The sequence below is a fragment of the Biostraticola tofi genome, from assembly GCF_004343195.1.
GTDB classification, from domain to species: Bacteria; Pseudomonadota; Gammaproteobacteria; order Enterobacterales; family Enterobacteriaceae; genus Biostraticola; species Biostraticola tofi.
The window spans coordinates 194,997-217,700 of record NZ_SMCR01000007.1 but is presented as its reverse complement, the minus strand read 5'-3'; the positions used below and the strand labels follow the sequence as shown (position 1 = coordinate 217,700).

Sequence of the window (22,704 nt, the reverse complement as noted above, 5' to 3'; positions counted from 1 at the left end):
TGCTATTTTAGAAAAAAACAACAGCAAACTTATAAAGAAACAATAAAGAATTAGTTTAATATTTTTTATTTATTTTCTATATTTTGAATTCTATTGAATAAGTGTGGCAATCGCGACCCTTTAGATGCTGCCAGAAGGAGGCTGCCGTTGGAGATCCCAAGAATCGCCCTGCCCGCTACCCAGGAATTTAATCAAAATATAATACATAGGCATAAAGCCGTCGTTATCACTGACCTTTTTGCCGGCGAGCCGATACGCACTATTTCCACTAAGGAAGCTGCCATAGGGCATCTGGGTGATATGCTCATCCCCTTGGATAACAGCTATGACGACGCTGTCGCCATTGAGGATATCAGACAGCATCTTGCCAATCGGCTGCCAGCGCAATTCCGACCGGGTAAAAAAGATGACGGCATCCCGCACTACGCGGGTGACAGCATCAGGCTCAGGGAATATTTCTATTATGCGTGCGGCAGGAAAAACCGGCATTTGCTGCGTATCGCATTTAAAACCAGTGCCCCATGGCAGCGTTTTTTTACCCCGCCGGCCTTTACCAGGCCAATACCGGGTGAAAGCCCTGAGCTGCTCAACCATAATTTCATTGGCATCAAAGGCAGCTTTTCCAATATTCACTTTGATAAAGACGGCCTGCATGCGCTGCTGTATTCGGTATATGGCCGTAAACGATTAATTGTTTTCCCTCCGGAAGCATCGGCAAAACTTGCTCCAATCAGCCAGTTCAGCAGTTGGTCCTTACAGAATTTCAGCGAGGATGATCGCCGGCGTTTCCTGGAATACACCGGCGGCTGCGAGGTCATACTGGAACCCGGGGAAGCCCTTTATTTTCCACCGTTTGCCTGGCACTATGCCGACTATCTTGATGATTGCTGGTCACTCAACCTGAGGTTCCGCCGCAGCAATGTTATCACCCGGCTGTTGAATGCCACTTATCCGGACTGCTATTGTCAGGGTCTGGCCCAGTTGCTGTGCTCACCGGATCTCTCGCAGGCCCGCCGCGAAAAAATCCTCGAAGAGGCCTTGAACCCCGAGCAGGATAATACCGGCCTTAATCGCATCCAATCATTGTGTCGCCATTATGGCCTCCCCATAGGCAGAGCGCCATTGCTGGTGGATATTGCCAGCTATATTCCTGACCCGCTACCTAAGTACAGGCCAGTCAATCGTCCTGAAAGTTTGTTATTAAAATAATCTAATTTTGGCGCAACATTAAGGATAATATATGAATTATCGTAGTTGGCTGTGCTCACCCGCCACACATCCTGGCATGGTTGATAAAGCCATTTCAGTACAGGCTGATATTATTCATTTTGATCTGGAAGATTCGGTGTCTCCTGAAAACAAGCAGGCAGCCAGAATAGCATTGGCAGATCAATTCCGGCATCCAGGGCATTATTCAAGCGCTATTCGTATTAACCCGCTCAATATGCGCGACGGCCTGGACGATCTGGCATTTTTGAAAATAAATAATATTGTTCCAGACATTATTATCGTACCAAAATCCTGTATTTGCCGAGACGCCTCAATGGTGCGCGATATTCTTGGCGATGTTCGACTTTTTGCCGTTATTGAGAGCATCAGCACTCATTATGAACTCTGCCAGATGAAGGCTCCGGTGCCAGGCCTGGCCGGCGTCATCTTTGGCAGTGCTGATTTTTCGGTATCAATGAATATCGCTCCGCAGCATTTTCCGTCGGAAATGGCCAGGTTAATCAAAATGGAGATAAGCCTGCACGCCCATCGCCTGGGGATCATGGCTATTGATGCTCCATGTTTTGCACTGCATGACATTGACCGCCTGCAAACGGAGATCCTCCAGGCCCGGAAGTTTGGCTTCAAGGGAAAGATAGCGCTCCATCCACGTCAGGTAGCGGCCATCAACCGCAACTTCTGCGACAGCAACCGCGACAAATCCCTTGCGAGGGAAATTGTTGATAAAGCCCAGCAAAATATCACCGGGCCGGTGTTCACCCTGTCCGATGTCTTGGTCGGGCCGCCGCATTTGAAACATGCCAAAGCGATTATCGAAGATTAATCCCAAGGATAAGGTCATGACTGACAAGCCGCTGTCTTTGCTGAAAAAAATTGGTCATCAGCATTATCAGGAGTCCCACGGTCTCCATTATGATGATTTCACCGTGGGTGATATCTATGAACATCGCCCCGGCAGGACCATAACCGAGGCGGATAATACCTGGCAATCGCTGATAAATCTCAACACCCATCCTTTGCACATTGATCATGCCTACGCCGCTACCACCGCCTTTGGCAAACCGCTAGTTTCCAGCCTGGTGACCTTCTCAATCATAGGCGGACTCAGCCTGGCGTCCACCAGCGCCCGGGCAATCGCGAACCTCGGATGGAATAACATCAAACTTCTCAAGCCGGTTTTTATCGGCGATACCCTGTATGCCCGGTCTACGGTAATGGCGAAACGACCTTCGGCCACTCGCCCTGGAGAGGGCATCGTCACCATCCAGACCCATGGACTGAATCAGCATCAAAAGACCGTCCTGAGCTGGGAACGCAGTTTCCTTATCTCTCTGAAAACAGATGACTAATGACGGAGTATGGCTATGGTCAACCCAGCCCCCCAATACGATTATCCTGAAGCAGCCGATTTGCCTTACCTGTTACCCTTGATGGCAGCTATCGAAAACAGCTATCAGAAGGGACAGATTCACCGTGCGATCGTGCCGCTGAGAACACTGATATCGCCGCCACGACATGGCTCGACCTTTGGTGTTATGCCCGCCTGGTGCCCTGAGGCAAATCTGTTTATCACTAAAATTGCCAGCCTGGTGACTGGGGTGCCCTCAAGGGAAAGCAGCGTTAAGGCCAGTGTCTGCGTTTTTGACGGCACCTGCGGCAGGCCGATTTCCATTTTGGACGGTAAGAGAATCACCAACCTTAAATGCGCAGCGGTATCCGCATTGGTTACTGATTATTGCGCAGCCGACAATGCAGAATCATTATGTGTGTTCGGCAGCGGCGTGCTTGCCTGGCAGCAAATCATGGCGGTCATGTCGGTCAGGCGAATCAAAAGTATTACGCTGTGTTCCCGTCAGCCAGAACGTCGCAGCGCATTATGTGGTAAATTTATCCAGACCTTCGGCGAAGAAACGACGATTACCGCCGCAACCGACGCTGAAGCCGCCCTCGCAGAGGCGGATATCATTTGTACCGCAACCACCAGCGACCAGCCGCTTTTTCAGCCTATACCGCTGGCACCCCGCGTGCACATTAACTGTATGGGCGCCCATACCCCCCATTCGCGCGAATTGCCCCTCGCCCTGCTGAAGCAATCAACCCTTATCGTTGAAGATTTGCCCACCGCTATCGAAGAAGCCGGCGTCCTGCATCGCAATGCAATTGACCTCTATCGCTTAGTGACCAGTGAAACGCGCTGGTATAAATCATGCCGCAGTATTTTCAGTTCCACCGGCCATGGCTACCTGGATCTGCTCACGGTGAGCTTTCTGCTCAGCCAGCAAAAGTCCACTGCTGTGGACAAGGAAGGGGAGAAGTGAACTGATGAATATCTATCCTCTGGCGCATCTGGTCAGTATTGCCCGTCAGCATTGTCCATTTTATCGCCGCCTGTATCATGACCTGCCGTCGGACTATCAACTAGAAGATCTGCCGATAGCCGATTTCGCTGCAGTCATGGCAGCGGTACAGGATGATCCTGCCGCGTTATTCGCCACTACCACCCCGTCGGGCATGTTCTATACCACCTCCGGTACCACCGGTAAACCCAAGGCAACCCTGTTTGGCCGGGATGAGTGGAGAACCGCTAACCGTTTGCTGGCCGAAACTCATTGGAAAAATGGATTGCTGGCCGATAACGATATCATTCTTAATCTTTCAGAGCCCGGCAGCGCATCTTATCTGGCGGTCAATCGAGTGGCGGATGCTTTCCCCGGCCGCTGCGCCGAGATCCCGCTGGGGTGCGATCACGATTTTGAGACGCTCATCGGTCACTACCAGCACTTTGGCGCCAATGTGATTACCGGTATGAATTCCACTTTTCTCGGATTAGCCCATCGACTGCTCAAGGTGTCAGGCCCGGACCACAGCATCAAGCGTCTGTTGGGTGGCGGCGAAAACCTGATAGGCAGCCAGTTATCACTGCTGCGGGAAGCCTTCCCGAATGCGGTCCTTTATCCCTTTTTATACGGCACCACCGAAACAGGTCTGGCGGCTTACAGTCGTCAACCGACCGAAGATAATGCATATATTCCCTTTCACCCATTGTGCAAGATTGAGATTGTTGACCCGCTTAACCGGCAAGTGATAACAGAAACCGGCGTGTCGGGCACCTTGCTGGTAACCAGCTTCATCAGGCAGCAGACCCCCGCCATCCGTCTCGACACCGGCGATCAGGCGCAATGGCTGGATCCACCAGAACGGGTAGACGCCCGCTTCTCCCTGCTGGGACGACGCGCGGCCAACGGATTTACAGTGGCGGGTGAACGTATAGACAGTGCAACGGTCCAGGCTATTGCGGCAACCATGGCGCTAAGCCTGCCGTTATTGATGTTGCAACTCAGGCTGACCGGCACCAACGAACGTCCGACGCTGGAATTTTTGCTGTCGCTCTTTCGCCTTACGCCGACCGTTGGACAGGCCGAGCAGGTATTGTTTGCGGCGCTAAAGGCGATCGCACCACAATTACTGTCCGCTCAACATCGAGGCGCCATTAGCCTCATTACCATTCAGACGGTGGATTTTGCCTATTTTGAAAATGCCACCAAACGTAAAACCCGCTTCATAGCTGACTTACGCCGGACTGACCTGGCGCTTTAACGATAAGGAGATCACATGGGTGCCTTTGCCAACGTACAGAAGATGGTAACCAGCAGCCTCGGCAACTGGCGTGCAGCCGCTCGTCAGGGACTGGTTAATCTACGCACCGTTCCGGGAGCAGATCATGTCCTGGTAACAAAAGACAATCACCGCTTCATCAATATGTGTTCCTGTTCATACCTGGGTCTGAATCGACATCCATCAATCCTTGCCGGAGCGATGCAGGCCCTCGAAAGAGAGGGCACCATGAGCACCTCAGTATCCAGGGCGCGCATCGCCCCGCAATTGCTGGATGAAACTGAAGAACTTATGGGCAGGGTATTCAACTGTGAGGTAATGCTGACCCCATCGTGCTATATCGCTAGTGCGGCAGTGCTTCCGCTGCTGGCATCGGGCCATTTCACCGAGGGTCATAAGCCACTGATGGTTTTCGATGCACAATGCCATTTTTCGATGAGTGCTCTCAAGGCTCAGTGCAGCGATGAAACCGATGTATGTACCTGTCCCCATAATGATATGGAATACATTCTCAACCTTTGCCGCAGTCATGATTACGTGGTTTATATCTGTGACGGAGCCTATAGCATGGGGGGGAATGCGCCAATTCAAGCATTAATCGAGCTACAGAGAGAACACAATTTATTTTTGTATATTGATGATTCACACTCAATTTCAGTCCAGGGTATCCATGGTAGCGGCCTGGCCCGCTCTCATTATGACGATTTGAGTGAGCGGACCATTATTGTCGCCTCACTGGCCAAAGCCTTTGGCGCAACCGGCGGCGCAATTCTGTTGGGTGATCGGCATATCAAGGAAATGCTGACCTATTGCGGAGGACCGCTGGGCTGGTCCCAGATGATAAACGCCCCAGGCTTGGGAGCAATAAAGGCTGCTGCAGAACTTCATTTAACCGGGGAACTTGAAAAGCTGCAGCAGTCACTCAAGCACGTAATGAATCATTTGGATAAACATGCGCCTACTGTTAATGCCGGCAATGGACTTCCCATTCGTGTAATCAATATGGGGTCTGCCGATAAAGCGATTAAAGCCTCAGTGGCTCTTTATCAGCGCGGGTTTTATTGCTCAACGGTGTTTTTCCCGATAGTGGCGCAGAATAATCCGGGCATTCGATTGATGGGGCGCGCCAATCTGACCGATCAGCAGCTTGGCTCATTCTGTCAGGCCCTCTCTGAGGTCTTGCCAGAATGAAACGGTTAATACTTGGATTGAATCATTCGGGCCATGACAGGCGGATATTAACAGGAGGCAGTGCCGTCATATTCCACGGGGCGCACTTCAGGAGGAGATTATGTCCAGCCATACCGCAGCAGCGTTAATCGTAGAACTAAAGCTTAACCAGGATTACCATGACTTATTTAACCAGTGGCATACTTTTGAGCATATTCCACAGCGGATGAGTATCAATGGATTCACCGACAGCAGTCGGTTCTATTGTCCGGCGCGTAAACAGTACCTTTGCCTTTATTCACTTGCCGACCCTGCTGTCCTAACCGGACCCGACTATTTATCGCTGCAGCAACGGCCGGTCAGCGAAGCCGAAACCAGTCTGGCTGGCAGCATGATACTTAAGAAAAGAAGGGTCGCTGACGAGATTTTCCACTGTGGCGATGGCCTGGGCGCACAAGCCGTCTTTATTGAATTTTACCTGTCCCCGGGGCAGCAGGATTTCATCACTCGACTGGTAAATGACGTGTTGCCTTCTTTATATCACCAGAAGAAATTTTGCAGCTGCAGCGTCTACTGCCATAAAGAAGAGGGAAAAAAAAAATATTCAATTCTTATTTATTATTCTTATGATTCATCACTTCAACATGACAGTATTAATGAACTATCATCTGTTTTTGACATTGAAACAATGCATTACTTCAGCATTGATATATATAGTTTGCAATACAGCATCAGCCAGTCCCAATCATAATCGAATCTAATTTTCATTAATTAATTTCCTTAAGGAGGCGTTATGGACAACACAAGCATTACTATCGCGAAAATAAAATTATCCGATGAACCTAATTTCTACAAAGACTATATATGTAAAGTCGTGCCGGTGGTTATAACCGACCTTTATCAAGGGCAGGCAATACGTGATATCAGATGCAAACAGGATGTCATCCACAACTGGGGGGACATCGCCATACCGGTCCAGGACGAATATGTTCAAGCTTATGAACAGGCGGCAACAATACCTGGCCCCGAAGAGGAACAAGACCCTGCACCGGCCGTTGCTGAAACACATCGGACCATGACCATTCGTGATTACTATGAATTTTGCGCCAGCCATAGCGGGGTAAAAAAAATGTGCATTGAATTTACCACGCCTGCACAAATCAAATCCTGCTATTCAATCCCTGATATTTGCCAGCACCAGCCCAGGGAAAGTAAAACCCGAATCCAACAGTGCTTTGTCGGTAATAAGGGCAACGTCGCCAATATTCATTTTGATAAAGGCGGACACAATGGTTTTCTTTACCAGATTTTCGGTAAAAAACGCTTTGTGGTTTTCCCTCATAGCGCTGCTAAAAAACTGTTGCCCTTCACCCAAATGTCCGGATGGAAATTGCAGCACTTTTCCGATCGTGAACGTCGGGATTTCCTGCACTTTACCGGTGGCCAGGAAGTGGTACTGGATGCCGGGGATGCTATTTTCGTGCCGGCGTTCTGCTGGCACTTTGCCGACTATCTGGAAGACAGCATGGCGATACGCATCCGATTCAGGCGGCCGGGACACAGTACGGAATTACTAAACTATTTATTTCCGGACATGTTCACCCAAGGCATCATTCACAAATTAGCCGATCCTGCCTTGGCAACCACACTTTATCCCTCCATCATCAGCCGGATACTGCAGTGCAGCAGCCGGCGCTACCTGAATGGAAAGCAGCGGGTAATGGCGCTGCGCCTGCTGGCCAAGGAGATATATTACGAGTTGTATCCTGAAGAGCCGATGCACAGTTACAGCCTGGATCTGGAGAACTATCTGCCGCCTTTACTGCCCCATTTCCTGGATGCTGATCACCGGGCGCGCCCCTATTACGAATAACTTAATTAAACAATTCATCGGGCCGCTGGCCCGTATAAGGATGAGCATATGAGGCTCCTGAATCAGCAATGTCAGGACAGTACTGCAATATCGGCACACTATGATCGATTTCCTTTCCCGCCGGTTTATCATCTGGTACAGGAAGATGCCCAGCGTGATTTGACCGCCAGTTTTAACTACGAATTCAGTTCGATGCGCAACGCCGGACTCTCCCGCACCAGCCGGCTATGGGTACCTGGCTGCGGCACCCGCTGGGCGGTGATGCTGGCTCTGCAGTTCAGGGAATGCCAGATTATTGCCAGCGACATCAGTGCAGCCAGTCTGGATTTTCAGCGGAAACTGGCCGCTAATCTGGCACTGGATAATATCATTTTCCGCCAGGAAGACCTGCTGGCAGCCGGCTACCGGCACGAATTCGATTATGTGAGCTGTATAGGCGTGCTGCATCACTTGCCCTGCCCACCGGAAGGATTGTCCGCTATCAGGTCGTCCCTTAAAACCGACGGCATGGCCGAGTTAATGGTTTATGACCGCGATAATCGCCAGTACTCAATCAAAATGCAGCATGTGCTGAGGCTGTTGGAAGGAGGCAACAGCCTAAAGGCGGGAGAGCGTTTTAATCTGGCGGTGGAATTCCTCTCCAATCTGAATCGTCATGCCCGCCGGCCGAGGGAATTGGGTAAAGTCTTATCTTATCTGGAACATCGGCGAGGCTTTGCCATTGAACTGGCCGATTTCATCTGTAATCCCCTGGAGCATTATTATGATGTGCCTTCACTGCTGACGATGCTGGATCAGGCTTCGCTCGGCCTTATCAGTTGGAAGCAGCCACACCATTTTTCACCCGAATTTATGCTGGACTCAGCTGAACTCAGGCAGCGGGTCGAGGGGTTATCCGCACCCGACAAGGCTCATCTGGGCAGTCTGATGCGAAACCCACTGCTTGAGTGTTATGTCTGTCAAGCAGGGCGAGGCGTCAGCGATACCCTTAAAAATAGCAGCAATGCATTTTTGCAATATCGGCTGCGTCCGGCTCGCCAGGCGATGAAGCATGAAATAAACGCAGGCGGAGGCGTGACCAAGACTGTGCCGCTGCCCAAGTATAAACTGGAAAATGGCCGATTGATGTTCGATGCCGGCGAGCGGCGCCCCGGGGTGATATATTACGGGATAGCACGAGATTGCATTACTGAAGAACCGCGCCAGTGGTTGACGCTGGAAGATTTGGGACACTGCTTCAGCCTGCCGGATGAGCAGATCGCCAGTTTACTGGATCTCACCGACGAAACAATGAGCGTACAGGGGCTAATCAATCTGTTTCAGGAGCGCTATCGTGATAAGGATATACAAACAGCAGAACTTCTGTCATTAATTTCAATTCTATGCCGGACGCCGTTTCGCGTTTTTATTATCGACCAGAACGAGTAAAAACTCATTAACCCTTGGCTTTATAGCATCAAGTAAGTAATCAATAAATATTTAACCGTTCGCATAACCAGTAGAAGCTACACTTCCAATGTTAACTAAATAAAAAAATCTTCAGATTAAAAGTTTATCTGTTATTTTAACGACCGAGGAAAACCTTAAAGCTTTACGCTATGGTAGTTCCTGTAAAAAAAACGTCTTAATTGGCCTCCAGCCCGTATTAAATGAAATAATAATGAAAATTGATATGAATAAAGTACTTATTACAAGCGCCCTGCCCTATATTAACGGCACCAAGCACGTAGGCAATTTAATCGGTTCAATGCTGCCGGCGGATTTTTACGCGCGTTTTCAACGCCAGCAGGGCAAGGAAGTATTGTATATCTGCGGCACTGATGAACATGGCACCCCAGCTGAACTCGGTGCCCAGGCAGCGGGATTGAACATTGAACAGTACTGCCAGCAAAATCACTGCCTGCAGCGTGATATTTACCGCAGTTTTGATATCAGTTTCGATTATTTCGGCCGTACCTCCACAAAAATGAACAGAAAGTGCACGCAGGAGATTTTCGCCAGACTCAACGATCACGGATATATTTTTGAAAAAAGTATTAAACAGTATTACTCCTCGATCGATAAGCGTTTCCTGCCAGATCGCTATATTGAAGGAACCTGTCCCCGCTGCCATTATACCGATGCCCGAGGCGATCAATGCGATAAATGCGGCGCCCTGCTGTCTCCTGAAGAGCTGCTCAGCCCCCGGTCGGCATTAAGCGGCAGTACCGACCTGCAGCAGATAGCAGGGAATCATCTGTTTTTCGATCTCGGCCTTCTGGAACCTCAGCTTAAAAGCTGGATCTCAAACCAGGATGGCTGGCCGCCGCTGGTGCGGGGAATTGCTAATCAGTGGCTGAAGGAGGGGCTCAAGGCGCGCTGCATAACCCGCGATCTGCACTGGGGCGTGCCGGTGCCTCTACCTGCTTATCATGACAAAGTTTTTTATGTCTGGTTTGATGCGCCGATGGGATACATCAGCATGACTCAGGAATGGGCGGCCGCCAACGGCTGGCCTGAATCATGGCAAGCGTGGTGGCTGGCGCCGGAAGACGTTAACCTGGTGCAGTTCATGGCCAAGGATAATGTGCCGTTTCATACGCTGTTCTGGCCCGCTATGCTTAAGGGATCAGGTCAGGATTGGCTGTCAGCGAGTTATATCAAGGGCGTTAACTGGCTGACGTATGAAGGCGACAAGTTTTCCACCAGCCGGCGCAGAGGGGTGTTTACCGATAAGGCATTGGAGCTGTTTCCCGCTGATTACTGGCGCTATGGTCTGTTTGCCATGATCCCCGAGTCCAGCGATGCCGATTTCTCATTCCAGGCTTTTGCACAGATTATTAATAAAGACTTGGCGGACAGCCTGGGCAATTTTATTAACCGCACGTTTAAGATTATCGAAAATCATTTTGGCGGCATCCTGCCGGCCGGTTTTCTGTTAGATGACCGCCTGCGGCAGGATATCGGGCTGCAGGTCAAAAGCTACCTGACCCAGATGGAAGAAATCCAATTCAGGAAAACCGGGCATCACATCAGGAAAATGTGGGATATCGGCAACGAGTACATCAGTCAGGCACAGCCGTGGCAAGTATTGAAAACCGACCGCCCGCAGGTGATCCACATCCTGAAAAATTGCCTCTATCTGCTTAATATATTCAGTTGCGCCCTGGCGCCGATCATTCCGGCTCTGGCAGGCAGAATCAGGCAGGCATTGGCCCTGCAACAGACCCCCTTCCCTTCGCTGGAAAGCGCCATGGATGCCCATTGGCTTGATAAAGAAATTCATCTCGATCTACAGGTCGACTGCCTTGTCAAAAAGATCCCCCCTGAGCGAGTCGAGGCATTGACTGCGGCTTTCAGCGGCAGTCAGGATACTGATTCGACCAGGCGGTGAGCATCAATGACTGACCAAAAGGATTGCCTAATGAGCTTTTTCAAGGATAAACACATACTGGTGACCGGCGGCACTTCCGGTATCGGCCTCGCCTGCGCCGAGCATTTCCTCAAGCTGGGCGGCAAAGTAATCATCGTAGGGCGTACAGAACGTACCTGGTTAGAAGGACCGCTGCCGGCATACACCGGAGCCAGTTTTATCAGGGCAGACCTGGCCGATCGCCAGCATGTTGGCCGGCTGTTTGAAAAAATTGCCGGCAGCGGCGAAGGCCTGGATATTGCGGTCAATAATGCCGGCATGCAGGGGCTGTCTTTTACCGCTATTGACGATTACCCGCTCTCGGTATGGGATGATGTGATTGCGCTCAACCTGAGCGCGGTATTTCACTGCATGAAACATGAACTGGCATTGATTACCGCCACCAGCAAAGTGGGCTCCATCGTCAATATTGCCTCTGTGGCCGGTTTGCGTGCCAGCTTCAGCGGCGGAGCGGCCTATACCGCCAGCAAACATGGCCTGGTTGGGCTAACCCGGGCTACGGCGTTAGAACATGCCCGTACAGGTATTCGCATCAACTGCGTGTGCCCCGGACTGGTAAGGACCCCTATGTCCAGCAGGGAACTGGGGGCCGAACTTGAAAATCATGGCTGGGTCCATCCGATGGGACGACTGTGCCGCCCGGAAGAGATCGCCGAGGCAGTTGCCTGGCTGTGCTCCCCTGGCGCCAGTTTTATCACCGGCAGTACGCTGCCGGTCGACGGCGGCTTGATGGCCGGTTGATGATCCGGCAACCAGGCCTGCGACCGGCGTTCCAGCCGGGGTTTATCCCTGATAGTTCCTGTGCTGGCCTTTTCTGCCGACCAGTCTATGACCGAGTACCACGCCGCAGGTCGACAGCGTAAGGGCACTACCTAGCGGCAGCAACCACCACATCATCAGATTGGGTGCCCAGGGGAAATCAAACACTTTACGCTGCAGCAGCGCCAGAGCAGCTTCCGCGCCGGCAGTCGCCACCAGTCCGGATACCAGTCCAAGCAGAGCAAACTCGTTCCAGAGCGTCGCCCGCAATAGTTTTCTGCTGGCGCCAAGCGTTCGATAAACCACTAATTCCTGTTGCCGCTGGCGCATGCCGACTTGCACCTGTGCCAACAGCAGCAGTCCACCGCAAAGCAGCACCAGCACCACCATGATTTCCAGCGCCCGGCTCACCTGCTGCAATATCTGGCCGATCTGCGCCAGAATCGATCCCACATCGAGTAAGCTCAGGGTCGGAAACTGCCGATTCAACTGCACTACCAGCCGATCATCTCCCTGATAGCGAAAACTGGTCAGCCAGGTTTGAGGCTGATCATCCAGCGCCCCGGGAGGAAAGATGAAGAAAAAGTTGGGACGCAAACTTTCCCAATCCACTTTTCTCAAGCTGGTTACGCGGGCGCTGAAGGGCTGGGTATCACCGGTAAACGTCAATTCATCGCCCAATTTAAGTCCAAGCCGCTCGGCTACGTCTGCTTCGACCGATACTTCCCCCGCCTTGGGCGGCCAGTAACCGGCTGTCAGGGGGTTATGCTCTGGACGCCCTTTAAGCCAGGTAAGGTTGAGTTCACGATTCACCGTCGGGCCGCCCGGAGAATCTTCATGAATCAGATCGGTGGCTTTCTGCTGGTTGATTTCGGTTAAACGGGCGCGAATGATCGGATAGAAAGTCCCTGGCGCTACGCTTCGCTGCTGCAGGAAATCGCGCACCGGCTGCACCTGCTCCCCGGTCATATTCAACAGAAAATAATTCGGACTTTCAGGCGGCAACTGCTGCTGCCAACGTTCCAGCAAGTCTCCGCGCATCACCAGCAGCAGCCCCAGCAGCATGAATGATAGGGAGAACGCAGCCAGTTGACTCATCGTGACCCAAGGCTGCCGCAGTAGCCGGTTTAGCGCCAGGCGCAGCGTCAGCCGTTTCACCGTAAGCCGCCGCAGGGTAATCAGCGACAGCCAGCCGGCCAGTCCAAGCAGCAGCGCCAGCACCAGCATGCCGCCCATCAGCGACCACAGCAGCGCATTAGCCCCTACCAGTAGCGCCAGCAGACCCAGCACCATCACCAGCAACAGCGGGATGTAATATTTCAGTGGCCATACCGTTACCCGGACATCACGACGCAGCACTCTGAGCGGCTGAGTCGCCAGCAGTTGACGATAGGGTCTGATTCCGATAAGCAGTGAAATCACCAGCAGCGATCCCAGCGACCACATCCATGGCCAGATACCGGCCGGCGGCAATGCGGCCGGCAACACCGGAGTCAGCAGATGCATCAGTATGGCTTCAAATGCCAGGCCAGTCAGACTGCCGCAGATGCCGGCAAACGCCAGCAATGAAAGCCACTGGCCGACGATAAGTTTTACCAACGCCCGCCGGCCGGCGCCCAAGGTTTTGAGCACTGCAACCAGATCGCCGCGACTGCGACAATAATGTCCCATTGAGACCGCTACGGCGGCAACCGATAACAGTAGCGTCAACAACGCCGAAAGCAGCAAAAAATACTGTGACCGCTCAAGTGATCGGTTGAGCGCACCGCTGGAATCTTCCACCCCGCGCCAGCTCTGATCCGGCTTTAACAACGGCAGGATAGCCTGTTCATACGTCTCGAGCGCGGCAGGACTGCCGGCAAACAGATAACGCCAGCTTACCCGGCCGCCGGGCTGCACCGCGCCAGTTTTATCCACATCCGCCAGGTTGATGATAATTCCCGGCGCGGTCTCGAACGGATTGAAGCCGCTGTCCGGTTCTTTGATAACTTCCCCGGCAATGCGCAAAGTGGCATCGCCCACCTCAAGCGTATCACCGACTTTCAGCCCCATCAGAGCCAGCAATCGCGGCGCTGCCAGCACGGTACCCGGCTGGGAGCGAAGATTCGCCGGACGGGTCTCGAGCAGGCCATAAAGCGGATATTTGTCGTCAGCGGCCTTCACCTCGGCCAACTGCGCATTTTCACCTGCGTAGGTCATGGTCATAAAACGGATTTGCCGACTGAGGGTCAGGCCTTCCTGCTCCGCCATCCTGAGCCAGCCTTCGTCGACCGGCCTGGCGGCGCGCAGCACCCGATCGGCAGCCAGAAAGTCGCGGCTTTGCTGGTTCAGTCCCTTCTGCATCCGATCGCTGATGCTGCCTAGCGCCAGAACGCAGGCTACCGAGAGGGTCAGCGCCAGCCAGACAATCAGCAGCGAAGGCGAACGCCACTCGCGCCAGAACCATCGATGGATCATGCAACCTCCTGCAACTGTCCGTCCTGTAACCGCAGACGGCGCTGGCAGCGTGCCGCCAATTGCTGATCATGGGTCACCAGAATCAACGTGGTGGCGGAATCCTGATTAAGAGAGAACAGCAGATCCGCTATACGATCTCCGGTTTTCCGATCAAGATTGCCGGTGGGCTCATCGGCAAACAGAATCTGCGGCCGGCCGCTAAACGCCCGAGCCAGAGCCACTCGCTGCTGCTCGCCGCCGGATAATTGCGCAGGCAGATGGCCGAGTCGGGCCGCAAGTCCCAGTTTATCCAGCAACTGTACCGCCTGGTCACGGCTTTGGCGCTCGTTTTCACCCCGCAGCAATGCCGGCAGTTGGACATTTTCCAGTGCAGTCAAGGTGGGCACCAGCATAAAAGACTGGAACACAAAACCGACGCTTTTCGCCCTCAGGGCAGCGCGCTGTTCTTCATCCAACCCCGGCAGAGATTGCCCCAGCAACCGCACGTCGCCCTCGCTGCCATCATCCAAACCCGCAAGGATCCCCAGCAAAGTCGATTTGCCTGACCCCGACTCGCCAATCAGGGCAATTGTCTGTGCGGGTTTGACAACCAGCTCAACTCCGGTAAGGATGGATATATGATTATCACCCTGACCGACGTGCTTACTAAGATGATGAACTTCAAGAACGTTTTCCGCTGGCATTTGCCCTTCCTTTTCATAATGGCACTGGTGAGTATGCGGGCACTCGCCGCTGATACTTTACTGATACTCGGCGATAGCCTCAGCGCCGGCTATCGCATGCCGGCGGCAACTGCCTGGCCGGCGTTACTGAATGACCAATGGGGAGAGGACGCCTCCTCCATTCGGGTGGTAAATGCCAGCATCAGCGGCGATACCGCTACCCAGGGACTGGCGCGCCTGCCTGGGCTGCTCAAACAACATAAACCCCGCTGGGTGATGATTGAACTGGGCGGCAATGACGGGTTGCGCGGTTTTCCACCTCAGAATATCAAGCGGGATCTGACTGAGGCGATAGCACTGGTCAATAAGGCCGGAGCATCCCCCCTGCTGATGCAGATTCAGTTACCGCCCAATTATGGCCGCCGCTATACCGAATCTTTCAGTTCTATCTACCCTGACCTGGCCAAACAGTACAGCATCCCGTTACTGCCGTTCTTTATGGAGCAGGTGTATTTAAAGCCTCAATGGATGCAGGATGACGGTATTCACCCTAATTCTGCCGCACAGCCTTTTATCGCTCAATGGATGTCTGAACGGTTAATGCCTCTACTAAAGCATGAATCATAGGCGAACCGCCCGGAGAAATGGGTAAAGTTATGCAAAAATCAGTGGTTATCACCGGTTGTTCAAGCGGCATAGGCCATGCAGCGGCGCAAAGTCTGCGGGCCTGCGGCTATCGGGTACTGGCTACCTGCCGTAAATCCGCCGATCTCCAGCGCCTGACCGCCGAAGGCTTTGAGGCGCTGTTAATGGATTTGGACGATGCGCACAGTGTGGAGCAGGCCGCCGACCAGATTTTATCGCTGACCGGTCATCGGCTGTATGCCCTGTTCAACAACGCCGGCTATGGGGTTTATGGGCCGCTTGCCTCGCTGTCGCGCCAACAGCTGGAACAGCAGTTCGCCAGTAATTTCTTCGGCGTTCACCAGCTTACCCGCCGACTGCTGCCGGCGATGCTGCCCTATGGCGAAGGACGGATAATCCAGACCAGCTCAGTGATGGGGCTTATCGCCACCCCCGGTCGTGGCGCCTATGCCGCCAGTAAATTCGCCCTTGAGGCCTGGTCGGATGCGTTGAGAATGGAGCTTCACGGCAGCGGACTGCACGTCTGCCTGATTGAACCGGGCCCGATTAGCTCCGCCTTCACCGACAACGTTAATCAGTCTGAACCTGACAGACCGGTTAAAAATCCGGGTATTGCCGGGCGATTTACCCTGCCGCCAGAGGCAATCTTGCCCAAACTGCGCCACGCTTTAGAAAGCCCCCGGCCTAGAGCCCGTTATCCAGTCACGCTGGTCACCCACGGAATGGCCTTCTTGCGCCGCATTTTACCGGACCGTTGCCTGGATATGATTTTACGCCCCAGACATTGAAGCGGGAGAAAATGCCCCCATGTAGTGCCTAAACGGATAAGAGAGAACGCTATGCTAGCCGAAGCCAAAATAATCGATATCAATGAAAGCAACCTGCAATCAACATTGGAACTGTCAATGTCTGAACCAGTGCTGTTCTATTTCTGGTCCGAACGCAGCCAGCACTGCCAGCAGTTGACCCCGGTGATAGAAAAGCTGGCCCAGGAATTTGCCGGCCAGTTTACCCTGGCGCGCGTAGACTGCGACGCCCAGCAGCCATTGGCGGCCCAGTTCGGTTTGCGCGCAATCCCAACGGTGTACCTGTTCAAGGACGGCCAGCCGCTGGATGGGTTCCAGGGTCCGCAGCCGGAAGACGCCATCCGGGAACTGCTCCTGCGGGCTTTGCCTGACCCTAATGAATTGAAACTGGCTGAAGCCGCCGATTTGATGGAGCAGGAGCAGTATGCCCAGGCGTTGCCGCTGCTCAAGGAACTCTGGCAGGACAGCAGTCATGCCAGTGAAGTCGGCTTGCTGCTGGCCCAGGCTTATATCGAACTTAATCGTATCGAAGAAGCCGAAACGGTGCTGTCGGCGTTTCCTTTGCAGGATAAAGACACCCGCTATCAGGGATTACTGTCCCAGATTGATCTTCTGAAGCAGGCGGCAGACAGTCCTGAAATCCAGTTGCTGCAGCGCCAGGTCGAAGCCGCACCCGATGATGCGCCGCTGGCGGTGCAACTGGCTTTGCAGTTCCACCAGGTAGGCCGCAATGAAGAAGCGCTTGAACTGTTGCTCGGACACTTGCGTAAAGACCTGACGGCCGCTGACGGCGACGCCCGTAAAACCATGATGAATATTCTGGCCGCGTTGGGCACCGGCGATGCCCTGGCAGGAAAATACCGTCGACAGCTTTACTCCCTGCTCTACTGACATTCGGCTAATTTTAACGGCCTTTACAGCCCTTGCCGGTGTAGAGGCCGAGGTCATTTTTCTTTAGGCCTGCCGGCAGTTTGTCCCCTTCCCCGCGTCCGTCCTCCGGGTCAGTATATATTTCGGTTCCGCCTTTTTGATCGCGCTATCGACATCGGTTTGGCGCTATGCTTGCCTTACTACCTTCAAACAGGGATTATCCCAACAGGAACCAGCCAGGGCGACAAACCCAGACGTCCATCCATCTGATTTTCAGCCAGCCGCTTAACCGAAACAAGAAAAGGAGATTCACCTATGTTGCTCGTTATTCCAATACTGATAGTGGTCGCGTTAGTCATTGTCGCCGCCGGCATCAAAATCGTTCCTCAGGGCTACCACTGGACAGTGGAACGCTTCGGTCGCTATACACTGACGCTGAAACCCGGACTCAATCTGGTGGTGCCTTTCATGGATCGCGTTGGTCGCAAAATCAATATGATGGAACAGGTGCTGGATATTCCTTCCCAGGAAATCATATCTAAAGACAATGCCAATGTGACCATTGATGCCGTTTGCTTTATCCAGGTGGTAGATCCGGCCAGGGCCGCCTATGAGGTCAGTAATCTGGAACAGGCCATCCTCAATTTGACCATGACCAATATCCGTACCGTCCTGGGTTCGATGGAGCTGGACGAAATGCTGTCCCAGCGCGATGGCATCAATACCCGGCTGCTGCACATCGTTGATGAAGCCACCAATCCATGGGGGGTGAAAGTGACCCGCGTCGAGATACGCGACGTACGCCCACCGGTTGAAATGATTGCCGCCATGAATGCCCAGATGAAAGCGGAACGAACCAAGCGTGCGGACATACTCGAAGCTGAAGGCGTTCGTCAGGCGGCAATCCTGCGCGCAGAGGGGGAAAAACAGTCCCAGATCCTGAATGCCGAAGGGGAAAGACAGTCCGCTTTCCTGCAGGCTGAAGCCCGTGAACGTGCCGCCGAAGCGGAGGCCCGCGCCACCAAAATGGTGTCTGAGGCCATTGCGGCCGGCGACATTCAGGCCATTAACTATTTTGTCGCCCAGAAATATACCGATGCGCTGAAAAATATTGCCTCGGCCAACAACAGCAAAGTCATCATGATGCCGCTTGATGCCAGCAGCCTGATGGGTGCCATTGGCGGCATTGCCGAGTTAGTGGGTGAAAGCAAGCGTGCCAGGGGGCAATAATCATGCTTACCGCCTGGCTGATTTATCCTCATTGGTTCTGGATTTCCCTGGGTGGACTGCTGCTGGCGGCGGAAATGCTGGGGGCCAGCGGCTACCTGCTGTGGAGCGGCATCGCCGCGATGCTGGTCGGTTTGCTGGTATGGGCGGTGCCGCTAAGCTGGGAATGGCAGGGTCTCACTTTTGCGCTGCTGACGGTGCTTTGCGCCTGGCTTTGGTGGTACCGGCTGCGGGCAAAAAATGCCGCTTTGCCGCCGTCTACCCTCAATTTGCGAGGGGAACAGCTTATTGGCCATCGGGTCACGCTGGCCGAAACCTCGGTTGATGGCTACAGCCGGGTCCGTATCGGCGACAGCAGTTGGCGAGTTATCTGTGACCAACCGATGCAAAGCGGTGAACAGGTGGAAATATATGCTATCGACGGTATCACCCTCAGGGTGCGGCCGGTTCGCTAAACCTGTACAGATGGATCATCTGCTGGCGAGCCACGGGAAAAAAGCCTCATATTTTACCGTATCGCCCCTTCAAGGCAGGTTTCGCACAGCCCGGCCACTGCTGCGTCAGGCTTTGACGGCGCAGCAGCCGGCCAGGCTGTCGATAATCGGACATTCCGCGCCATCATCTCCCGGGCAGCGCCGGGCGAGGGTGATCAACTGCTCGCGCATCGCGTTGAGCTGTTCGATCTGCTGTGCTATATCGGTGATTTTTTGCAGGGTGCGCCTTTTTACATCGGCACTGTGGCGGTGGGGATCGTTAAACAGCCCCACCAGCTCCCGGCACTCCTCAAGGGTAAATCCTACCTGGCGCGCCTGCCTGAGCAGCGTCAATTCCTGGATATGTCGAGAAGTGTAGCGACGATAGCCGTTATCTTGCCTGAGGGGTAAAGTGACCAGGCCTTTTTCTTCATAATAACGAATGGTCTTGCTGGTCAAACCGGTCTTGACTGCGACATCGCTGATATTCATATATTCTCCTCGCCTGCTTGCTATGGCAATGGCTGCGGCAATTGACACCCGCACAGAGGGTGCGGATGCGGGTAGCGTATCGGCCGCTGCATTTGCCTAACGTCGCTGATGCTGGCCAATTATACGCCTTTCACGGACCAAACCCAAAACGGACCGTCGCTTCGTGCTACGCTGAGCAGCCATAATAAGACTGGAGCAGGAATTGATGACCACATTCTTATGGCGTTTGGCGAGCTTGCTGGGGTTGGTATCCCCGGCGGTATATGCCTGGCCAGGCATGGATATCACTTTGCCGGCAGATCGTCAGCTACACTTGGTCGGCAGTATTCATATGGGTACCGCAGGCATGGCCCCGTTGCCCATCGCCTTAGTGAACCGTCTGGAAAAAGCCGACGCGTTGATTGTTGAAGCCGACATTACCGCCAGCCCGCCGCTGGCCCCGGCTGACGGCATCAGTCTGCCGCTTGAACCGCGCCTGACGCCTCGACAGCGGCAGACGCTCGAAAGCCTCATCAGCCTTTATCATCTGGACCGCCAAACGCTGGAGCAATTGCCAGCGTGGCAAATCGCCTTGACCCTGCAGGCACGGCAGGCCGGACGTTTAGGCCTTAGCGCCGAATTTGGTATTGATTATCAACTTATCGAGGCAGCCAAGGAAATGGGCAAACCGATTATCGAACTGGAGGGGCCTGAAGAACAACTCAATCTGCTGCTGCAATTGCCGGAGCAAGGGCTGTCACTGCTGCATGACACGCTTGATCACTGGCATACCAATGCCCGATTGCTGCAGGTCATGATCGGCTGGTGGCTGGATAGCCGGCCGGTGAACATTCGCAAGGCCTTTCCAGACAGCTTCAGCAATGATTTATACCAGTACCTGATGACAGAGCGTAATATGCGCTGGAAATCAGCCCTGCTGGCGCTGCCTGACGGCGATTATCTGGTAGCGGTGGGGGCTCAGCATCTTTACGGTTCAGGAAATTTACCGGACTTGCTGGCACAGCGGGATCGGTGACATTTACCTCGAAGGCAGAACCCGTTAATCTTGGTAATAATTTACATTTTATACATACCAGGATTCAAATATGACGCCGGCCGTTGACGTATTGGAAAAACAGCGTGTTCCTTTTACTTTGCACCCCTACCACCACGACAGTGAAGAGACCCATTTCGGTGATGAGGCGGTTCGCAAGCTGGGGCTGAATGCTGAGCAGGTGTACAAGACCCTGCTGGTCAGCCTGAACGGCGACGCTAAAAAGCTGGCTGTCGCCATCACTCCAGTGTCCCTCCCGTTGGATCTCAAGAAAGTCGCCAAAGCCCTGGAAGCCAAGAAAGCCGAAATGGCCGACCCAATGATAGCTCAGAAAACGACCGGCTACGTGGTGGGAGGGATAAGCCCGCTGGGTCAGAAAAAACGCCTGCCTACGGTTATTGACTTGCCGGCGCAGCAGTTTGACACCATCTTTGTCTCAGGTGGCAAGCGCGGCCTGGATATCGAACTCAAGCCGGACGATTTGGCGACGCTGCTCAGCGCGCGTTTTGCCGATATTGCTCGCCGCCCCCCCCACACAACGGGAGGTAAGGAAAAACCATGACGCAAGGCACTGTTCCAGGATCGCGCTCTAGTGATGGCGGTCGCAAAACCGCCTTTTCAGTGCTGGGGGGGATAAGTATCGCCCATATGCTCAATGACATGATCCAATCGTTGATCCTGGCTATCTATCCGCTGTTGCAGCAAAGCTTTGCGCTGAGTTTCACCCAGGTAGGCCTTATCACCCTGACTTACCAGATTACCGCGTCCCTGTTTCAACCGTTGATTGGCGCTTGGACCGACAAGTATCCCCAGCCCTACTCCTTGCCGATCGGTATGGGCTTTACGCTCTGCGGACTGCTGTTGATGGCGGTTGCCGATAGTTTCACGTTGGTGCTGACGGCAGCCGCTCTGGTAGGAACCGGCTCATCGGTATTTCATCCAGAGTCTTCCCGAGTGGCCAGAATGGCTTCAGGCGGGCGACATGGCCTGGCGCAATCCATTTTTCAGGTCGGCGGCAATTTTGGCGCATCGCTGGGTCCACTGTTGGCGGCGCTAATCATTGCCCCCTATGGCCGTGGACAACTGGCCTGGTTTTCACTGGCGGCCTTGCTGGCGATGGTGGTACTGCTGCAGGTCAGCCGATGGTACAAGAACGCTGCCGTGGCGCGGCTGCCGAAGAAAATCCCGCGGCCCGGCGCCTCCGCGTTGCCCGGCCGCCGGGTGGCGTTGGCTATCAGCATCCTGTTGCTGCTGATATTTTCCAAATATTTTTACCTCACCAGCATCAGCAGTTATTACACCTTTTATCTGATCCATAAATTCGGCCTGTCGGTCCAGGCAGCCCAGATGCATTTGTTTGCGTTTTTATTTGCCGTGGCCGTAGGCACGGTGATCGGCGGTCCTCTGGGGGATCGTATCGGGCGCAAATATGTCATCTGGGGATCGATACTCGGCGTGGCGCCCTTTACCCTGCTGCTGCCCTACGCCTCGCTGTCGATGACCGGTGTATTAAGCGTGGTTATCGGCGTCATCATTGCATCGGCATTTTCAGCCATCCTCGTGTACGCCCAGGAGCTGCTGCCAGGACGTATCGGTATGGTTTCCGGGCTGTTTTTCGGTTTTGCCTTCGGCATGGGAGGATTAGGCGCAGCGGTCCTGGGCCACGTTGCGGATATCACCAGCATCGAACGAGTCTACCAAATATGCGCATTCCTGCCTTTACTGGGGATGCTTACCGCTTTTCTGCCTGACCTGGAGCAAAACAAGGCCATTTACTGACTCAAAACTCATTCAGCCCAGTGACTATCCCCTGCTGGACATTGATGATAAACGAGTTATCGATGCTAAATATGCATTTGCAGCGTTAAAACGGCCCATGTCTTTTTTTTTAGCAATATGCATATTTTTACCTATCCAAATACCCTCTCTATACCATAAACTGAATATGTAAACCTTTGTTACACACATTTATCACTTTAA

The 22,704-nt window shown here is 53.4% G+C and carries 22 protein-coding genes; 19 read left to right on the top strand and 3 right to left on the bottom strand.

The window, feature by feature from the left end:
* Nucleotides 1-147: 147 nt before the first annotated feature.
* The 11 genes from EDC52_RS15010 to EDC52_RS14960 all read left to right on the top strand — a co-directional run bounded on the left by EDC52_RS15010 (nucleotide 148) and on the right by EDC52_RS14960 (nucleotide 12,041).
* On the top strand, nucleotides 148-1,209 hold the full coding sequence (locus EDC52_RS15010; protein ID WP_165911734.1) for a cupin-like domain-containing protein: 1,062 nt from the start codon (nucleotides 148-150) through the stop codon (nucleotides 1,207-1,209).
* A gap of 31 nt (nucleotides 1,210-1,240) precedes the next feature.
* The gene (locus EDC52_RS15005) at nucleotides 1,241-2,053 is read left to right on the top strand and encodes an HpcH/HpaI aldolase/citrate lyase family protein (RefSeq protein WP_131866280.1); all 813 of its coding nucleotides are present in this window, start codon (nucleotides 1,241-1,243) and stop codon (nucleotides 2,051-2,053) included.
* Between the two features lie 16 nt (nucleotides 2,054-2,069).
* Complete coding sequence (locus tag EDC52_RS15000) at nucleotides 2,070-2,579, top strand: MaoC family dehydratase (protein WP_131866278.1); 510 nt, start codon at nucleotides 2,070-2,072, stop codon at nucleotides 2,577-2,579.
* A gap of 15 nt (nucleotides 2,580-2,594) precedes the next feature.
* Nucleotides 2,595-3,548 (top strand): ornithine cyclodeaminase family protein, encoded by a 954-nt coding sequence (locus tag EDC52_RS14995; RefSeq protein ID WP_165911733.1) that lies wholly within the window; start codon nucleotides 2,595-2,597, stop codon nucleotides 3,546-3,548.
* A gap of 4 nt (nucleotides 3,549-3,552) precedes the next feature.
* The gene (locus EDC52_RS14990) at nucleotides 3,553-4,827 is read left to right on the top strand and encodes an AMP-binding protein (RefSeq protein WP_131866274.1); all 1,275 of its coding nucleotides are present in this window, start codon (nucleotides 3,553-3,555) and stop codon (nucleotides 4,825-4,827) included.
* 15 nt (nucleotides 4,828-4,842) lie between these two features.
* Nucleotides 4,843-6,036 carry an aminotransferase class I/II-fold pyridoxal phosphate-dependent enzyme gene (locus EDC52_RS14985; RefSeq protein ID WP_131866272.1) on the top strand — a complete coding sequence of 398 codons (1,194 nt, stop codon included), beginning with the start codon at nucleotides 4,843-4,845 and terminating at the stop codon, nucleotides 6,034-6,036.
* Between the two features lie 100 nt (nucleotides 6,037-6,136).
* Entirely contained in the window at nucleotides 6,137-6,766 is a 630-nt protein-coding gene (locus EDC52_RS14980) for a hypothetical protein (RefSeq protein ID WP_131866270.1), read from the top strand.
* A 42-nt stretch (nucleotides 6,767-6,808) separates the two neighbouring features.
* On the top strand, nucleotides 6,809-7,888 hold the full coding sequence (locus EDC52_RS14975) for a cupin-like domain-containing protein (RefSeq protein ID WP_131866268.1): 1,080 nt from the start codon (nucleotides 6,809-6,811) through the stop codon (nucleotides 7,886-7,888).
* Nucleotides 7,889-7,936: 48 nt separating this feature from the next.
* Nucleotides 7,937-9,316 carry a class I SAM-dependent methyltransferase gene (locus EDC52_RS14970; RefSeq protein ID WP_131866266.1) on the top strand — a complete coding sequence of 460 codons (1,380 nt, stop codon included), beginning with the start codon at nucleotides 7,937-7,939 and terminating at the stop codon, nucleotides 9,314-9,316.
* Nucleotides 9,317-9,560: 244 nt separating this feature from the next.
* Complete coding sequence (gene metG / locus EDC52_RS14965) at nucleotides 9,561-11,261, top strand: methionine--tRNA ligase (protein WP_165911732.1); 1,701 nt, start codon at nucleotides 9,561-9,563, stop codon at nucleotides 11,259-11,261.
* 30 nt (nucleotides 11,262-11,291) lie between these two features.
* Nucleotides 11,292-12,041 carry an SDR family NAD(P)-dependent oxidoreductase gene (locus EDC52_RS14960; RefSeq protein WP_165911731.1) on the top strand — a complete coding sequence of 250 codons (750 nt, stop codon included), beginning with the start codon at nucleotides 11,292-11,294 and terminating at the stop codon, nucleotides 12,039-12,041.
* A gap of 42 nt (nucleotides 12,042-12,083) precedes the next feature.
* Here the strand turns inward: EDC52_RS14960 and ybbP are convergent, their stop codons facing one another.
* Complete coding sequence (gene ybbP / locus EDC52_RS14955) at nucleotides 12,084-14,516, bottom strand: putative ABC transporter permease subunit YbbP (protein ID WP_131866260.1); 2,433 nt, start codon at nucleotides 14,514-14,516, stop codon at nucleotides 12,084-12,086.
* Entirely contained in the window at nucleotides 14,513-15,199 is a 687-nt protein-coding gene (gene ybbA, locus EDC52_RS14950; RefSeq protein ID WP_131866258.1) for a putative ABC transporter ATP-binding protein YbbA, read from the bottom strand. Before ybbA ends, ybbP begins: the two co-directional genes overlap by 4 nt.
* Here ybbA and tesA point away from each other — a divergent pair.
* The 5 genes from tesA (at nucleotide 15,167) to EDC52_RS14925 (ending at nucleotide 19,181) form a co-directional block, all read left to right on the top strand.
* On the top strand, nucleotides 15,167-15,805 hold the full coding sequence (tesA, locus tag EDC52_RS14945; protein ID WP_165911730.1) for a multifunctional acyl-CoA thioesterase I/protease I/lysophospholipase L1: 639 nt from the start codon (nucleotides 15,167-15,169) through the stop codon (nucleotides 15,803-15,805). The genes ybbA and tesA overlap by 33 nt on opposite strands.
* Nucleotides 15,806-15,834: 29 nt before the next feature.
* On the top strand, nucleotides 15,835-16,611 hold the full coding sequence (locus tag EDC52_RS14940) for an SDR family oxidoreductase (RefSeq protein ID WP_131866256.1): 777 nt from the start codon (nucleotides 15,835-15,837) through the stop codon (nucleotides 16,609-16,611).
* Between the two features lie 51 nt (nucleotides 16,612-16,662).
* The gene (locus EDC52_RS14935) at nucleotides 16,663-17,520 is read left to right on the top strand and encodes a thioredoxin family protein (protein ID WP_131866254.1); all 858 of its coding nucleotides are present in this window, start codon (nucleotides 16,663-16,665) and stop codon (nucleotides 17,518-17,520) included.
* Between the two features lie 294 nt (nucleotides 17,521-17,814).
* Complete coding sequence (locus EDC52_RS14930; RefSeq protein ID WP_131866252.1) at nucleotides 17,815-18,729, top strand: SPFH domain-containing protein; 915 nt, start codon at nucleotides 17,815-17,817, stop codon at nucleotides 18,727-18,729.
* 2 nt (nucleotides 18,730-18,731) lie between these two features.
* Entirely contained in the window at nucleotides 18,732-19,181 is a 450-nt protein-coding gene (locus EDC52_RS14925; protein WP_131866250.1) for an NfeD family protein, read from the top strand.
* A 105-nt stretch (nucleotides 19,182-19,286) separates the two neighbouring features.
* Here the strand turns inward: EDC52_RS14925 and cueR are convergent, their stop codons facing one another.
* A complete protein-coding gene (cueR, locus tag EDC52_RS14920; RefSeq protein WP_131866248.1) occupies nucleotides 19,287-19,691 on the bottom strand; it encodes a Cu(I)-responsive transcriptional regulator in 405 nt (134 codons plus the stop codon).
* A 205-nt stretch (nucleotides 19,692-19,896) separates the two neighbouring features.
* On the opposite strand from cueR, the gene EDC52_RS14915 reads away from it, so the two are divergent.
* The 3 genes from EDC52_RS14915 (at nucleotide 19,897) to EDC52_RS14905 (ending at nucleotide 22,503) form a co-directional block, all read left to right on the top strand.
* Nucleotides 19,897-20,706, top strand: coding sequence for a TraB/GumN family protein (locus EDC52_RS14915; RefSeq protein WP_131866246.1), 810 nt, complete (start codon nucleotides 19,897-19,899; stop codon nucleotides 20,704-20,706).
* 70 nt (nucleotides 20,707-20,776) lie between these two features.
* Nucleotides 20,777-21,286 (top strand): Cys-tRNA(Pro)/Cys-tRNA(Cys) deacylase YbaK, encoded by a 510-nt coding sequence (ybaK, locus tag EDC52_RS14910; protein ID WP_131866244.1) that lies wholly within the window; start codon nucleotides 20,777-20,779, stop codon nucleotides 21,284-21,286.
* A complete protein-coding gene (locus EDC52_RS14905) occupies nucleotides 21,283-22,503 on the top strand; it encodes an MFS transporter (RefSeq protein ID WP_131866242.1) in 1,221 nt (406 codons plus the stop codon). The genes ybaK and EDC52_RS14905 overlap by 4 nt, the downstream gene beginning before the upstream one ends.
* The last annotated feature ends 201 nt before the right edge of the window (nucleotides 22,504-22,704 follow it).

Coding starts and splice junctions, on each gene's coding strand:
- EDC52_RS15005 (WP_131866280.1), top strand. CDS start 1,241: ATGAATTATCGTAGTTGGCTGTGCTCACCCGCCACACATCCTGGCATG.
- EDC52_RS15000 (WP_131866278.1), top strand. CDS start 2,070: ATGACTGACAAGCCGCTGTCTTTGCTGAAAAAAATTGGTCATCAGCAT.
- EDC52_RS14995 (WP_165911733.1), top strand. CDS start 2,595: ATGGTCAACCCAGCCCCCCAATACGATTATCCTGAAGCAGCCGATTTG.
- EDC52_RS14990 (WP_131866274.1), top strand. CDS start 3,553: ATGAATATCTATCCTCTGGCGCATCTGGTCAGTATTGCCCGTCAGCAT.
- EDC52_RS14985 (WP_131866272.1), top strand. CDS start 4,843: ATGGGTGCCTTTGCCAACGTACAGAAGATGGTAACCAGCAGCCTCGGC.
- EDC52_RS14980 (WP_131866270.1), top strand. CDS start 6,137: ATGTCCAGCCATACCGCAGCAGCGTTAATCGTAGAACTAAAGCTTAAC.
- EDC52_RS14975 (WP_131866268.1), top strand. CDS start 6,809: ATGGACAACACAAGCATTACTATCGCGAAAATAAAATTATCCGATGAA.
- EDC52_RS14970 (WP_131866266.1), top strand. CDS start 7,937: ATGAGGCTCCTGAATCAGCAATGTCAGGACAGTACTGCAATATCGGCA.
- metG (WP_165911732.1), top strand. CDS start 9,561: ATGAATAAAGTACTTATTACAAGCGCCCTGCCCTATATTAACGGCACC.
- EDC52_RS14960 (WP_165911731.1), top strand. CDS start 11,292: ATGAGCTTTTTCAAGGATAAACACATACTGGTGACCGGCGGCACTTCC.
- ybbP (WP_131866260.1), bottom strand. CDS start 14,516: ATGATCCATCGATGGTTCTGGCGCGAGTGGCGTTCGCCTTCGCTGCTG.
- tesA (WP_165911730.1), top strand. CDS start 15,167: ATGATGAACTTCAAGAACGTTTTCCGCTGGCATTTGCCCTTCCTTTTC.
- ybbA (WP_131866258.1), bottom strand. CDS start 15,199: ATGCCAGCGGAAAACGTTCTTGAAGTTCATCATCTTAGTAAGCACGTC.
- EDC52_RS14940 (WP_131866256.1), top strand. CDS start 15,835: ATGCAAAAATCAGTGGTTATCACCGGTTGTTCAAGCGGCATAGGCCAT.
- EDC52_RS14935 (WP_131866254.1), top strand. CDS start 16,663: ATGCTAGCCGAAGCCAAAATAATCGATATCAATGAAAGCAACCTGCAA.
- EDC52_RS14930 (WP_131866252.1), top strand. CDS start 17,815: ATGTTGCTCGTTATTCCAATACTGATAGTGGTCGCGTTAGTCATTGTC.
- EDC52_RS14925 (WP_131866250.1), top strand. CDS start 18,732: ATGCTTACCGCCTGGCTGATTTATCCTCATTGGTTCTGGATTTCCCTG.
- cueR (WP_131866248.1), bottom strand. CDS start 19,691: ATGAATATCAGCGATGTCGCAGTCAAGACCGGTTTGACCAGCAAGACC.
- EDC52_RS14915 (WP_131866246.1), top strand. CDS start 19,897: ATGACCACATTCTTATGGCGTTTGGCGAGCTTGCTGGGGTTGGTATCC.
- ybaK (WP_131866244.1), top strand. CDS start 20,777: ATGACGCCGGCCGTTGACGTATTGGAAAAACAGCGTGTTCCTTTTACT.
- EDC52_RS14905 (WP_131866242.1), top strand. CDS start 21,283: ATGACGCAAGGCACTGTTCCAGGATCGCGCTCTAGTGATGGCGGTCGC.